Source organism: Mycobacterium sp. E2462 (assembly GCF_001672685.1).
GTDB lineage: Bacteria > Actinomycetota > Actinomycetes > Mycobacteriales > Mycobacteriaceae > Mycobacterium.
The window spans coordinates 19,461-32,747 of the sequence record NZ_LZKC01000478.1 but is presented as its reverse complement, the minus strand read 5'-3'; the positions used below and the strand labels follow the sequence as shown (position 1 = coordinate 32,747).

Below are 13,287 nucleotides of genomic sequence, written 5' to 3'. Positions count from 1 at the left end.
CGATGGTGGCGGCGTTGTCCGACGCGCTCGGCCGCTGGGCCGGTGACGACGCCGTCAGCGCGGTCGTGCTGTCCGGCGCGGGGGAACGCGGCCTGTGCGCCGGCGGTGACGTCGTGGCGATCTACCACAGCGCGCGCGGTGACGGGACCGAGGCGCGGCGGTTCTGGCGCGACGAGTACCTGCTCAACGCATTGATCGCCGACTTCACCAAGCCCTACGTGGCGCTGATGGACGGCATCGTCATGGGCGGCGGGGTCGGTGTCAGTGCGCACGCCAACACCCGCGTGGTCACCGAGAGCTCCAAGATCGGGATGCCCGAGGTCGGCATCGGGTTCATCCCCGACGTCGGCGGGATCTACCTGCTGTCCCGCGCTCCGGGCGGGCTCGGGCTGCACGCCGCGCTCACCGGCGCTCCGTTCACCGGCGCGGACGCGATCGCCCTGGGTTTCGCCGACCACTTCGTGCCGCACGACGACCTCGGCGCGTTCAGCCGGGCGATCGTCGCCGACGGCGTCGACGCCGCGCTGGCCGCCCACGCGATCGAGCCGCCGGCCAGCGAGCTTGCGGCGCAACGAGATTGGATCGACGAGTGCTATGTGGGCAACAGCGTCGCCGACATCGTGGCGAAACTGGCGGCACACCCGGCCGAGGAAGCGCAGAAGGCGGCCAAGCTGATCGGGACCCGCTCCCCCATCGCGTTGTCGGTGACCTTCGCGGCCGTGCGCCGCGCGGCCGAGCTGAGCACCGTCAAAGACGTTCTGGTGCAGGATTATCGGGTGTCGTCGGCGTCGCTGCGTTCGCACGACCTGGTGGAGGGCATCCGGGCGCAGCTGATCGACAAGGATCGCAATCCGCAGTGGTCGCCGGCCACCCTCGCCTCCGTCACCGCGGCGGACGTCGAGGCGTACTTCGCCCCCGTCGACGACGACTTGAGCTTCTAGAAAGGCGGCTTTCGTGACGGACACCAATTACGAGACCATCCTCGTCGAGCGCGAGGAGCGGGTCGGCATCATCACGCTGAACCGGCCCAAGGCCCTCAACGCGCTCAACACCCAGGTGATGCACGAAGTCACCTCCGCCGCAGCCGATTTCGACGACGACCCCGGCATCGGCGCGATCATCATCACCGGGTCGGCCAGGGCGTTCGCGGCGGGCGCCGACATCAAGGAGATGTCGGCGTTGACGTTCGCCGACGCGTTCGGCGCCGACTTCTTCGCCCCGTGGGGCAGGCTCGCCGCGGTGCGCACCCCGACGATCGCGGCGGTGGCCGGGCACGCGCTGGGCGGCGGCTGCGAGCTGGCCATGATGTGCGACCTGCTGATCGCCGCGGACACCGCCAAATTCGGGCAACCGGAGATCAAGCTCGGCGTGCTGCCCGGCATGGGCGGCTCACAGCGGCTGACCCGGGCCATCGGCAAGGCCAAAGCCATGGACCTCATCCTCACCGGACGCACCATCGACGCCGCGGAAGCCGAACGCAGCGGCCTGGTTTCGCGCGTCGTCCCGGCCGACGACCTGCTGACCGAGGCCAAGGCCGTCGCCACCACCATCTCGCAGATGTCGCGGTCGGCGTCCCGGATGGCCAAGGAGGCCGTCAACCGCGCGTTCGAGTCCACCCTCAGCGAGGGCCTGCTGTATGAGCGCCGGCTGTTCCACTCGGCGTTCGCCACCGAGGACCAATCCGAGGGCATGGCGGCCTTCGTCGAGAAGCGCCCGCCCAACTTCACGCACCGCTAGGACGGCCGCGATGAGCGAACCGGGCGCCGCCGTGGACACCGACGCCGGCGCCGACCAGCGGCCCGGTGACCCGCGGCCCTCGACGCCGGCCGCGCGCTCGGCGCCCACGCTGCCCTGGACCGACAGGCCCTGGTGGGTACGGCATTACACCTTCACCGGCACCCTGGTTGGCCTGGTCTTCGTGTGGCTGTCGCTGACGCCGTCGCTGTTGCCGCGCGGCGCCCTGTTCCAGGGACTGGTCAGCGGCATCTCCGGGGCCATCGGCTACGGGCTGGGCGTGTTCGCCGTCTGGCTGGTCCGCTACATGGCCGGCTGGAAATCCAGCCCGCCGCCGCCGCGGTGGGCCTGGCTCGTGCTGGTCCCGGTCGGCGCGGTCGGCATGGTGCTGATGGCGATCTGGTTTCACATCTGGCAAGACGACGTCCGCGACCTGATGGGCGTCGAGCACCTCAAGTGGTACGACTACCCGCTGGCCGGGGTGCTGTCGCTGCTGGTGCTGTTCGCACTCGTCGAGTTGGGCCAGTTCACCCGCTGGCTGGTGAGTTTCCTTGTCGGACAGTTGGATCGGGTCGCACCGTTTCGGTTGTCGGCGACCATCGTGGTGATCCTCCTGGTGACGCTGACCGTGACCGTGCTCAACGGTGTGGTGCTCAAGTTCGCCATGCGCACCCTGAACAACACCTTCGCCTCGGCCAACGAGGAGATGAGCCCGGATACCGCGGCACCGAAGACGCCGCTGCGGTCGGGCGGCCCGCAGTCGTTGGTGTCGTGGGAATCGCTGGGCCGCGAGGGCCGCGTCTTCGTCGGCGGCGGCCCCAGCGTCGCGCAGCTAACCGCCTTCAACGGGGCGCCGGCGGTCGAACCCGTCCGGGCCTACGCCGGGCTGAACTCCGCCGACGGGCTCACCGCGACCGCCGAACTCGCGGCGCGGGAGTTGCAGCGCGAGGGCGGGTTACAGCGCGCCGTCGTCGCGGTGGGCACGACCACCGGCACCGGTTGGATCAACGAGGCCGAGGCCGAGGCGCTGGAGTACATGTACAACGGCAACACCGCGATCGTCAGCATGCAGTATTCGTTCCTGCCCAGCTGGCTGTCGTTCCTGGTCGACAAGGAGAACGCCCGCCATGCCGGCCAGGCGCTCTTCGAGGCCGTCGACCGGCTGATCCGCCAGATGCCCGAGGCGCAACGCCCCAAGCTCGTGGTGTTCGGCGAGAGCCTGGGCTCCTTCGGGGGCGAGGCCCCGTTCATGAGCCTGAACAACGTGCTGGCGCGCACCGACGGCGCGTTGTTCAGCGGCCCGACGTTCAACAACACCATCTGGACCGACCTGACCTCGACGCGCGACGCCGGCTCGCCGCAGTGGTTGCCGATCTACCAGGACGGCAAATATGTCCGATTCGTCGCCCGCGCAGGCGATTTGGCCCGCCCCAACGCCGCCTGGGATCACCCGCGGGTGGTGTATCTGCAGCACGCCTCGGATCCGATCGCGTGGTGGACGCCGGACCTGTTGTTCAGCAAACCGGACTGGCTGCGCGAGCGCCGCGGCTACGACGTGCTACCGCAGACCCTCTGGATTCCGGTCGTCACGTTCCTGCAGGTCTCCGCGGACATGGCCGTCGCGGTCGACGTGCCCGAAGGGCACGGGCACCGCTACGTGGCCGACGTCGCCGACGGCTGGGCCGCGGTGCTCTCGCCGCCCGGGTGGACGCCGGACAAGACGAACCGGCTCCGGCCGATGCTGCACTCCGACGAGTGAGCTGACGGACGAGTGAGCTAAAGCCAACGGCGCTCGGGTGTGCCGGCCCCGGCCAGCACACCCGGGCCCGGGGTCAGCCGGCCACCGGCCAGCTGGTCGAGCACGCCGGCGCCGGCCAGCGCGTGGTAGCCCCCGATGACGTCGGTGGAGCGGTGCAGGCCGATGTCGAGCAGCGCGGCCGCGGCCAGGCTGGACGTGTAGCCCTCCGAGCACACGATCACCCATTCGACGTCGTCACCGACGGCCTCGGGCAGCTTGGCGTCGCTGGTGGGGTCGCAGCGCCACTCCAGCACGTTGCGCTCGACCACCAGGGCGCCGGGGATCTCTCCCTCGCGGAAGCGCTGGGCCTGCGGGCGGATGTCGACGAGCACCGCCCCCCGGCGCAGCGCCCGCGGCACCTCGGAGGCGGGCAGGCGCTGCAGCCGGCGCCGGGCCGATCGCAGGACGACGTCGATGCGGCTCATCAGGGTCCTTCCGGTTGATCGGTCAGTTCGGTGCGCTGGCGGCGCAGCCGGTTGCGGTCGGTCACCTCGTAGTAGGACATCGCGGTCAGCGGGGGCGAGTAGGCGTGCACGCTCAGCGTGGGCGCAACGGGCGGCCGGGTTGCGCCCCCGGCACCCGCGATCGGTCGGGTGACCGGCCGGGGCGCCCACACCACGTCGTGGACCCACCCCAGCGGGAAGCCCGCCTGGTCACCCGCATCGAGCCGGCGCCGGCGTAATCCTGTTCCGTCCCAACGGAACTCGTTGAGCGATCCGGACACAACGGTCAGCGCGCCCAGCGATCCGCCGTGGTCGTGCAGCTCGGTGGGATGGCCGGGCACCCAGCTGATCAGCCACACGTCGAGTTCCTCGTCGCCGTGGATGCGGGTGAACCACCGCCGCGCGTCGGGGACCCCGCCCTCGGGCAGCAGGTGGTCACAGCGCCCGCTGAGTACGTCGTCGGCGGCCCGGTCGGTGGCATAGAGCAGGTCGGGCACCCGCAGCCGCGTCGGCCCCGCCGACGGGGTGGACGGGGTGCGCGGAAGCAGGGCGACCGGGCTGGGGGCAGGAACGGGCCGGGCGAGCGGCAAAGACATCTGTCGAGCTCCAGGGCAGAACGGATCGGGCAGGCGGCGGCGGTTAGGGCCGACAACACTCCCGAAAGCCGAGGCGCTCGATCACGGCCGCCAGTGTTGCATAGATTTGTGGTCGTGCGATGGTGCAGTGAACAGTCCGCGCGGTGGTGGGTGGTGGCCGCCGCGACGGCGATGCTGGCGGTGTCCGGGTGCTCGCATCAGGCTTCCCGTCCGCCCGCGGGCTCCGCGCCCCCCTCGCCGCCGGGGGCGTCGGCGCGCCCGTCGGGCATCCCGAGCGGCCCCAGTTCGGCGCCGCCGGGCGGCATCGGGACGTCGCCCGCCGGTGTGACGACCCGGGTCGACGTCCCGGCGGATTCCACCGAAGAGGAGTACTACCAGGCCTGTCACGCCGCGAAGGAGTGGATGGACGGCCAGCCCAAGGCCGGCGGTTCGTTGTTCGAGCCGTACCTGGGGATGGTGCAGTCGGCCGCGGCGGGGACCCCGGGCAGTTGGAACACGCCGTGGCCGAAGCTGACGCTGGCCCGGCAGGCGGCCGTCATCGTGGCGGCCCGGGCGGCGGCCAACAACGAGTGCGGGTAGCGCCCGTCGCCTGGCGTCGCGCCATTGCGATCACAGGTGAAAAAAGTCGCCGCCGCGCAGAATGAAGGGGTGCCCGACGCACCCGCCCCGCGCCGCCCGCCCCCGACGCGGGTGGCGCTGGCGCTGGGCAGCGGCGGCGCGCGCGGCTACGCCCACATCGGGGTGATCGAGGCGCTGCGCGACCGGGGCTACGAGATCGCGGGGATTTCGGGGTCGTCGATGGGTGCGGTGGTCGGCGGGCTGCAGGCGGCCGGGCGCCTCGACGAGTTCGCCGAGTGGGCGAAGTCGCTCACGCAGCGCACCATCCTGCGGCTGCTGGATCCGTCGCTCACCGCGGCCGGGGTGCTGCGGGCCGAGAAGATCCTGGACGCGGTGCGCGACATCCTGGGGCCCGTGGCCATCGAGGACCTGCCCGTGCCGTACACGGCGGTCGCGACCGACCTGCTGGCCGGGAAGTCGGTGTGGTTCCAGCGCGGACCCGTCGACGAGGCGATCCGCGCGTCCATCGCCATTCCCGGGGTGATCGCCCCGCACGAGATCGACGGGCGGCTGCTCGCCGACGGCGGCATCCTGGATCCGCTTCCGATGGCGCCGCTTTCGGCGATCAACGCCGATCTGACGATCGCGGTGAGCCTGAGCGGCAGCGAGGCGATCGCCGAGCGCGAGGAGGAGCCCGGCGCCACCGTCGAGTGGTGGAGCCGCATGGTGCGCGGCACGTCGGCGCTATTTGACACCGCCGCCGCCCGTTCGCTGCTGGACCGGCCCACCGCACGCGCGGTGCTGAGCAGGTTCGGCGGGCCCGGCGCCGAGGCCCAGGACTGGCCGGACGACCCGGATGACGACGAGGCCCTCGCTGATTCCCTTGTGCCACATGATATCCCGAAGCTGGGCAGCTTCGAGGTGATGAACCGGACGATCGACATCGCCCAGGCCGCGCTGGCCCGCCACACCCTGGCGGTCTATCCGCCCGACCTGCTCATCGAGGTACCGCGCTCGACGTGCCGCTCCCTGGAGTTTCACCGCGCCGTCGAGGTGATCGAGGCCGGTCGGGCGCTGGCCGACGACGCGCTGGACGCGCTCGAGGGTCGCGGCGCCGCGCAGGACTGATCGCGCCGGCTCCCCGCGCCCGTCACACACCCAGGAATTGGGCGACGGCGCGGGCCTCGCGGCGGCCCTGCTCCCGGCCGGCGCGGGCCGAGCCGACGCGACAGCCCGGGTCCAAGGGATTGGGTCCGAAGGCCGCCAGGGACTCGGCGTCGGCGAAGATCGCCAGCGTCGGGCCGGGAAACCTTGCGACCTCCGCGGCCGGCCCGGGCCCGAACGGCGACGGGGTGTCGGCGCCCGCGGGCACCAGGACCACCGCGGTGGCGCAGTCGGCGGCCACGCCCAGGTGCACCGAGCTGGCAACGCCGCCGTCCATGTAGTGCCGGCCGCCGATGGACACCGGCGGCCATGCCCCGGGCACGGCGCAGCTGGCCGCCACCGCGTCGACCAGGTCGACACCCGAATCCCGTTGAAAGACTTCGACTTCACCCGTCCGCACGTCGATGGCCGTGATACGCAACTCCCGCGCGGGCCAGTCGTGTGCGGGCAGCCGCTGCTCGATCACCCGGCGGCGCACCGGCGCGGGCACGGTGTCGGTGCGCAGCGCCACGGCGCCGATCCGCTGCAGCTGCTGGCGGGTCCGGTCCCCCGTCGGCTCGAACGGCCCGGCCAGGGCCGCCAGGAAGCGGGCGGTGATGGTCTCGACGTCGACACCGGGGTCGATCTCGGCCGACGTTTCGGCGACCTGCCGGTCGAACAGCTCCGCCAGCGGGGTCCCGCTGCCCAGTTGGGCGGCGACCGCCGAGCCCGCCGAGGTGCCCACCAGGACCGCCGACTCCACCAACAGCCGCGCTGCCGCGGGCGCCTCGTCGGTGATACCGAGCAGTACGCCTGTCTCCCAAGCGATCCCGGCGATGCCCCCGCCGGCCAGCACCAAGGCACGTCGGGGCGTCGGGTCCGTCATCGCGCGCGTCAGGCCAGCTGCCGCGTGTTGGGCAGGGCGTGCTGCGAGTCCTCCACGGGTGCGCTCAGGTCCTCGCGGCGCAGCAGGTGTTTGGGCGGGTCGGGCAGGATCACGCTGCGGTGGATCCGCAGGTCGGCGTCGACGTGGAAGAGTTCCCCCGAGGGCAGCAGGCGCCAGCGCGGGTCGTCGTCCATCGGCTCGGTGGCGAACACCACCGACGGCCGCGCGCACAGGCTGTCCGCCACGGCGTGAATCCGCTTGGTGCGCAAGTCGAATCCGGAGTCACGCTCGGCCGTGTCGGCGCTGCGGTCCAGGATGCAGAGCTGATGGGTTTCGGGGTAGCGCAGCGCCCACATGTCGGTGGCCGTGCTCAGCAAGATGTTGACGGCGTAGATCTGCGCGTTGTCGGCGAGCCACGTCATGGCGTCAGTGAGGCCGGCCGACACGTCACCGTCGTGGGTGCGGATCGCGGCGGTGATCAACGCAAAGACCCGCTCGGAATCGGTTTGCCCGAGCACCAGGTGGTCGGCGCCCAGCTCGCGCAGTCGTTCGTCGAGGATCTCCAGACCCTCCAGGACGCCGTTGTGCGCCATGATCCGGCCGTCCTGCAGGAAGGGATGGGTGTTGAGCACACCGAGCGTGCCGGTGGTCGCGTACCGGACGTGGGCGATGAACGTCGTGCCCGTCATTTGGTGGGCGTCCGTGGCGAACTCGGCGTCGCGCCACGCCGCGATCGGCTCCTTGTCGAGCTGTGGCCGACCGTACGTGTCGAACACGCCGATCCCCGAACCGTCGGGGTTGCGTCTGCTCTGCTCGGACAGGCTGTCCGGGGCGTCCACCAGCCAGAACGTCGCGGTGCAGGCGTGGGTCCCCGTGTGCAGGCCGAAGAGTCGACACATGGGTGTGACGCTACAGGGCCGTCAGTCGCGGGCCTCGACGACCTGGTAGGCGTTCTCGGCGTAGCGGGCGCGGATGGTCTTCTTGTCGTACTTGCCGACGCTGGTGCGCGGAATCTCGTCGGCATACGCCCAGCGTTCCGGCAGCCACCAGCGAACCACCTTGTCGGCCAGGAACTTTCGCAGGTCGCTGGCGTCGACCGTGGCGTTTTCGCGCAGCACGACGACGGCCAGCGGCCGTTCCTGCCAGCGCTCGTCGGGCACGCCCACCACGGCGGCCTCGATCACGTCGGGGTGACCGATCAAGCAGTTCTCCAGCTCGACCGACGAGATCCATTCGCCGCCGGACTTAATGACGTCCTTGGCCCGGTCGGTGAGGGTGACGAAGCCCCGCTCGTCGATGCGGCCGACATCGCCCGTGCGCAGCCAGCCGGAGTCGAACTTGGCGTCGTCGTGCCCGCGGTAGTAGGACGCGGTGATCCACGGCCCGCGGACCTCGACCTCGCCCACCGCCTCGCCGTCGTGGGGCAGCGGCTGACCGCCGTCGTCGACGATGCGCATCTCCACCCCGCACACCGGCTGCCCCTGCGTGCCGCGGAAGGCCCAGTGCTCGTCGTCCGGCGTGCCCGGCGGCGGGTACGCCATGGTGGCCAGTGGCGAAGTTTCCGTCATGCCCCACAGCTGCCGGACGTGGACGCTGTGCTTGTCCTCGAAGTCGCGCATCAGCGACACGGGCACCGCCGACCCGCCGCAGACCACGAGCCGCAGCGACGACATGTCGTGGTCCGGATCCTTTTCCAGGTAGTGCAGGACGTCGTTCCAGATGGTCGGCACGGCACCGGCGATGGTGGGCCGCAGCGTCTCCACCATGTCGATCAACGACCGGGCGTCGAGGCGGCAGTCCGGCAGCACCAGGTCGGCGCCGGCCATCAACGCCGCGTAGGGCAGCCCCCAGCCGTTGGCGTGGAACATCGGCACGATCGGCAGCACGCTGTCGATCGCTCCGACGCCGATGGCGTTGGTGGTACACGCGCCCATGGTGTGCAGGAAGCTCGAACGGTGGCTGTACACAACCCCTTTCGGGTTGCCGGTGGTGCCGCTGGTGTAGCACATCGCGGCCGCGGACCGCTCGTCGATGTCGGGCCAGTCGAATTCGGTCGGTTGGCCGTCGAGCAGCTCGGCGTAGCGCAAAACGGTCTTGCCCGATTCCTGCAGCGGCGCGAGGTCGCCGTCCCCGACGGCGATCACGGTGTGCACGGTGGAGAGTTCGCCGAGCACCGGGGCGAGCAGCCGGGCCAGGGACAGGTCGACCAACACCACCTGGTCCTCGGCTTCGTTGGCCACGTAGGCGATCTGCTCGGGGAACAGCCGGATGTTCAGGGTATGCAGCACGGCGCCCATCGACGGCACGGCCAGATAGGTGGCCAGGTGCTCGGCGTTGTTCCACATGAAGGTCGCGACCCGCTGGTCACCGCGCACGCCGAGGCCGCGCAACCCGTGGGCCAGCTGGGCGGCCCGCTCGCCGACGTCGCGGTAGCTGCTGCGCCGGTAGCCGCTCGGGGTGGCGGTGGTGACCGTGCGGCCGCCGTGAATGCCGCAGCCGTGCCGCATGATCGCGGCGATGGTCAACGGAAAGTCCTGCATGGTGCTGTCCATCGATGTCCCGCCTCGTTCGAACCTGTTTACGTGTGAGCCGCCCGGCCGTCTCCCACCCTAAGCCCGATCCGGCCCCGAGTGGGGCGCCTTGTCCGCGGGGCGCACCGCCACCCTTTCGGACGGAATTGCGCCGGGGATTATTCGCTGCCGGTGCGGCTAGGCGAGCGCCGGCTCGCGTGCGCCGAACGGGGGTAGCCAGGCGGTCGACGACTCGCCGTGGTGCGGCTCGCTCGCGATCGCCGCGGGGGCCGGGGCGGCGATGCGGGCCGCCAGGACCGCGCCCGCGAAGTCGCCGACGTAGAGCCGGGTGCCCTCCGGGCTTTCCGCGATGCACGACGGGTGCTCGGCCTCCGTGATCTCCCCGACGACGTCGAGGGTGCGGGTGCTCAGCACGGTGACGCGGTCGTCGCTGATGGCGTAGGCGCGGCCACCGTCGCGGCTGAGCGTGAGGCGGGTGAGCGGCCCGGTGATCTCGTCGATCTTGCGGGTGCGGATGATCTTGGCGGCGCGGGTGCCGACGCCGGTGTCGAGCCGGGTATCGACGCCGGTGTCGACGATGTCGACCACGGCGCCCACGACGGGTCCGCAGCTGGCGACGTAGGCGGTGCGGCCGTCGGCGCTCACCGCCACGTCGCGGATCGGCAGGCCGAGCTCGACGACAGCAGCGATGCGCGGAGGCCCGGCGGCGTCGAGGTCGACGACGTGCAGGGCGCCGCCGGCCGGGCCGTTGGTGCCGACGTACAGGCGACGGCCGTCCCGGCTGATCCGCACGCATTCGGTGGTGACGTCGGCCGTGGCGGCCAGCTCGATGACCCCGCATTCACCCGCTTCGGTGTCGATGATCGCGACGTCGGCGCCGCGCACGCCGTTGCGGGCGGCGTAGCTGCGCGTGCCGTCGGGGCTGACGGCGAGGTCGCTGATCCGGTGCGCCACCCGGTGCGACGCGAGCAGCCTGTCGGTGCAGACGTCGACGACGTCCACGGAGTCGCACGCGGCGCGAGCGGTGCTGACGTAGGCGCGGGCGTCCTCGGCGCCGCTGGTGGCGACCGCGAACGGCTCGGCCAAGCCGCTGATGGTGGCGGCGACCCGGCAGGTCGTGGTGTCGAGCACCGAGATCGCGTCGCTGCCGTAGTGCGCGAGGATCAGCCGGCCCGGGCTCACCGCGAGATCGCTGATCGCTCCTCGGCCGGCCTGGGTGCGGACGACGGAGCCGGGTTCAAATCGGAATGCCCGATCGCCCGGGGCGTTTCGCACACCGCCGTCGCTGATTGGGAGGTTCACTGGCAGGTTCACTGGCACCGCCTTCACTGGTTGTCGGCGCAACCGGGTGTTGCCGGTCGGCTGCGCCTCCGGCGTCCACCGGACTCAACGCCGAAAGGCGCTGAGGTGACTGCAAATTGCGAGTCTACCGACCCGGATTGGCGTCGCCGAAAGTTTTGCCGCCGCCACGTAACGTGCATCACACTGGCCACACAGCTTGCGCTCAGCTTTGAATCTCGAAGTAATGCAGGCCCCTTCCGTCAGCGAACCTCGATACCCGCGTTGCCGCGGTGTTTCGGCGAATGCCGCTACCTGAGCGCGGCGACGCGCCGTTTAGGCAATTCTCAGCCGGACACGGCAGAGAAAAATGTCACAGTCCGCACATATTGGATTAACTGAAGTGAGTTCGCGGCCTGCCCGATGCCACACCGTCGACGACGATGTCAAGCTTCTCGTTGTAAAAGGCGACCAATCCGGCGATCTGGGCGACCGCGGGCAACGGGTAGTGATAGGTCCAGGCAAGGTCGGGATGGACCACCGGCGAGCCGGGTTGCCCCGTCCGCACCGACCAGTAGCCCGAGGTCACCCCCTTGTAGGGACACAGGGTCTGGGTGGCGCTGGGCTCCAGGTGCGCGAAATTGATGTCGGTGGGATCGATGTAATACCTTGTGGGCAAGCCTGTCTCGAACAGCAGAACCGCAGAAGTGGTGTCCGCCAACACGATTCCGTCGAGTTCGACGCGCACGTGCCGATGCGAGCGCAGGGCGTCAACCCGCGAATAGGGGTTGCGCGGGTGGCCGTAGATCGGTTCATCCTCTTCGAACCAGCGCAACGGATTCCATTCGAAACGCACCAGGCCGGCCACCGGGCTGTCGGAGTCGGGGTCGAAGACGCGGGCGGCGGCTTCGTGGACCTGCCCCTCGCCCACCAGGGCATGCAGCCGCGACGGCCCGAATTGCACGCGCTGCGCGTGGTTTTCGTCGCGCAGGAACTCGGCGTTCACGTCGGCCAGCGGGATGTAGTACTGCGGGTAATAGGGAATCTCCCAGACGTAACGGGCCGCGGTGGTGTCGAAGACCAGCGCGTCACCCAGGTAGCCGCGGACTCGTCGCGGCGCCGGTTCCACGCGCCCGCGCGCGGCGGCCGCCTGCGGGTAGTCGATGTCGGCGCTCATCGCGTCCACCTACTGATGCTTCGAGGCGAGCCCGGCCGGGGCGTGGCCGATCGCCGCGCGGATGGCGTCGGCCAGCGCCAGGGCGCTTTCCTCGGTCAGTTCCAGCGCGACCCGGGCCGCGGGGCCGAGCTGGGGGTTGATCACGTCGATGTTGACCGTGTGGGTGTAGGGCGCGTGGACGGCGTGGTCGACATAGACGGTCGCGCGGCTGGCGCCGAACCAGCCCGTGGGCCCCTTCCCGCTGCCGTCGATGTCGACGTGTTCGGTGAGGTGTGTGCACATGCGGCGTCAGCCTTTCAGGTGGGTGGCGAAGAAGTCGTCGATGCGCCGCCAGCCGTCCACCGCCGCCTCGACGCGGTAGGCGGGACGGTCGACGGAGAAGAACGCGTGGCCGGCGCCGTCGTAGGAGACGAACTCGTGGGGCTTGCCGAGCTTGGTCAGCTCGGCGTCCAGCGTCGCCACCGCCTCGGGGGACGGGAACTTGTCCTCGACCCCGAACAGACCCAGCAGCGGGCAGCTCAACTTCGGCGCCAGGTGCAGGATCGGCCGCATGTTCCTGCCCTCCGGCGGCTCCTCCACGACGTAGCCGCCGTAACAGTCCACCGCGGCGTCGAACGGCAGCGAACATGCCGCCAGGTAGGCGTGCCGCCCGCCCGAGCAGTGCCCGATGACGCCGATCTTGCCGTTGGCGCCCGGTAGCGAACGCAGGTGCTCGACGGCGCCCGCGACGTCGCCGACCAGGCGTTCGTCGGGCACGCCGCCCGCGGCGCGCGCGGCAGCGGCGGCGTCGTCGGGAGACGCGCCGGGCGCCTCGCGCGTGTAGAGGTTCGGGGCCACGGCGTTGAAGCCGGTGCTGGCCAGCCGGCGGACGAATTCCTTGGTCTCCCGGTCATATCCGGGCATGTGGTGGATCCACACGATGCCCCCGCGGGACCCCTGCGCCAGCGGCACCGCCTGGTAGGCCTCGATCTGATCGCCGCCGTGACCGGCGATGGTGATGGTTTCCGCGCGCAGGGCGTCCGGGCTGACCGCGTTCATCGCTGCTCCTTCTCGGCGCCCATGCCCGGGCACCTGCCTGGCCGCGAGCCGCGCGGAGCCCGTGCGGCCGGTCCGGGGTCGCCCCGCCGGACACCAACCTAGCGA

At 70.9% G+C, this 13,287-nt stretch carries 14 protein-coding genes; 5 read left to right on the top strand and 9 right to left on the bottom strand.

What is annotated here, in order from left to right:
• The 3 genes from A5714_RS24685 to A5714_RS24675 all read left to right on the top strand — a co-directional run.
• A partial coding sequence (locus A5714_RS24685; RefSeq protein WP_068289866.1) for an enoyl-CoA hydratase/isomerase family protein occupies positions 1 to 941 on the top strand: 941 nt, incomplete at its 5' end.
• 13 nt (positions 942 to 954) lie between these two features.
• Positions 955 to 1,737 (top strand): enoyl-CoA hydratase, encoded by a 783-nt coding sequence (locus tag A5714_RS24680; protein WP_068075557.1) that lies wholly within the window; start codon positions 955 to 957, stop codon positions 1,735 to 1,737.
• Positions 1,738 to 1,747: 10 nt separating this feature from the next.
• Entirely contained in the window at positions 1,748 to 3,493 is a 1,746-nt protein-coding gene (locus tag A5714_RS24675; protein WP_068289864.1) for an alpha/beta-hydrolase family protein, read from the top strand.
• A 17-nt stretch (positions 3,494 to 3,510) separates the two neighbouring features.
• On the opposite strand, the gene A5714_RS24670 is transcribed toward A5714_RS24675, so the two are convergent.
• Complete coding sequence (locus tag A5714_RS24670) at positions 3,511 to 3,957, bottom strand: rhodanese-like domain-containing protein (protein WP_068075551.1); 447 nt, start codon at positions 3,955 to 3,957, stop codon at positions 3,511 to 3,513.
• Positions 3,957 to 4,571 carry a cysteine dioxygenase gene (locus A5714_RS24665; RefSeq protein WP_082959956.1) on the bottom strand — a complete coding sequence of 205 codons (615 nt, stop codon included), beginning with the start codon at positions 4,569 to 4,571 and terminating at the stop codon, positions 3,957 to 3,959. Before A5714_RS24665 ends, A5714_RS24670 begins: the two co-directional genes overlap by 1 nt.
• A gap of 114 nt (positions 4,572 to 4,685) precedes the next feature.
• Here A5714_RS24665 and A5714_RS24660 point away from each other — a divergent pair, with 114 nt between their 5' ends.
• Together A5714_RS24660 and A5714_RS24655 are read left to right on the top strand one after the other, a co-directional pair.
• Positions 4,686 to 5,150, top strand: a complete 465-nt coding sequence (locus A5714_RS24660) for a lipoprotein LpqV (protein WP_369828287.1) — start codon at positions 4,686 to 4,688, stop codon at positions 5,148 to 5,150.
• A 69-nt stretch (positions 5,151 to 5,219) separates the two neighbouring features.
• Positions 5,220 to 6,257, top strand: coding sequence for a patatin-like phospholipase family protein (locus A5714_RS24655; protein WP_231975983.1), 1,038 nt, complete (start codon positions 5,220 to 5,222; stop codon positions 6,255 to 6,257).
• A 22-nt stretch (positions 6,258 to 6,279) separates the two neighbouring features.
• Here A5714_RS24655 and A5714_RS24650 read toward each other — a convergent pair whose 3' ends face one another.
• The 7 genes from A5714_RS24650 to A5714_RS24620 form a co-directional block, all read right to left on the bottom strand.
• Positions 6,280 to 7,158 carry a patatin-like phospholipase family protein gene (locus A5714_RS24650; protein WP_068289860.1) on the bottom strand — a complete coding sequence of 293 codons (879 nt, stop codon included), beginning with the start codon at positions 7,156 to 7,158 and terminating at the stop codon, positions 6,280 to 6,282.
• Positions 7,159 to 7,166: 8 nt separating this feature from the next.
• Positions 7,167 to 8,057: a class II glutamine amidotransferase gene (locus A5714_RS24645; protein WP_068289856.1), complete on the bottom strand. Its 891-nt coding sequence runs from the start codon at positions 8,055 to 8,057 to the stop codon at positions 7,167 to 7,169.
• A gap of 21 nt (positions 8,058 to 8,078) precedes the next feature.
• Positions 8,079 to 9,710, bottom strand: a complete 1,632-nt coding sequence (locus A5714_RS24640; RefSeq protein ID WP_068289855.1) for a long-chain fatty acid--CoA ligase — start codon at positions 9,708 to 9,710, stop codon at positions 8,079 to 8,081.
• A gap of 156 nt (positions 9,711 to 9,866) precedes the next feature.
• Positions 9,867 to 10,871, bottom strand: coding sequence for a YncE family protein (locus tag A5714_RS24635; protein ID WP_231975982.1), 1,005 nt, complete (start codon positions 10,869 to 10,871; stop codon positions 9,867 to 9,869).
• 490 nt (positions 10,872 to 11,361) lie between these two features.
• Positions 11,362 to 12,144 carry a DUF427 domain-containing protein gene (locus A5714_RS24630; protein WP_068289874.1) on the bottom strand — a complete coding sequence of 261 codons (783 nt, stop codon included), beginning with the start codon at positions 12,142 to 12,144 and terminating at the stop codon, positions 11,362 to 11,364.
• A 9-nt stretch (positions 12,145 to 12,153) separates the two neighbouring features.
• Complete coding sequence (locus tag A5714_RS24625; RefSeq protein ID WP_068075528.1) at positions 12,154 to 12,426, bottom strand: DUF6295 family protein; 273 nt, start codon at positions 12,424 to 12,426, stop codon at positions 12,154 to 12,156.
• Positions 12,427 to 12,432: 6 nt separating this feature from the next.
• Entirely contained in the window at positions 12,433 to 13,182 is a 750-nt protein-coding gene (locus A5714_RS24620; protein WP_068075524.1) for a dienelactone hydrolase family protein, read from the bottom strand.
• Positions 13,183 to 13,287 lie beyond the last annotated feature (105 nt).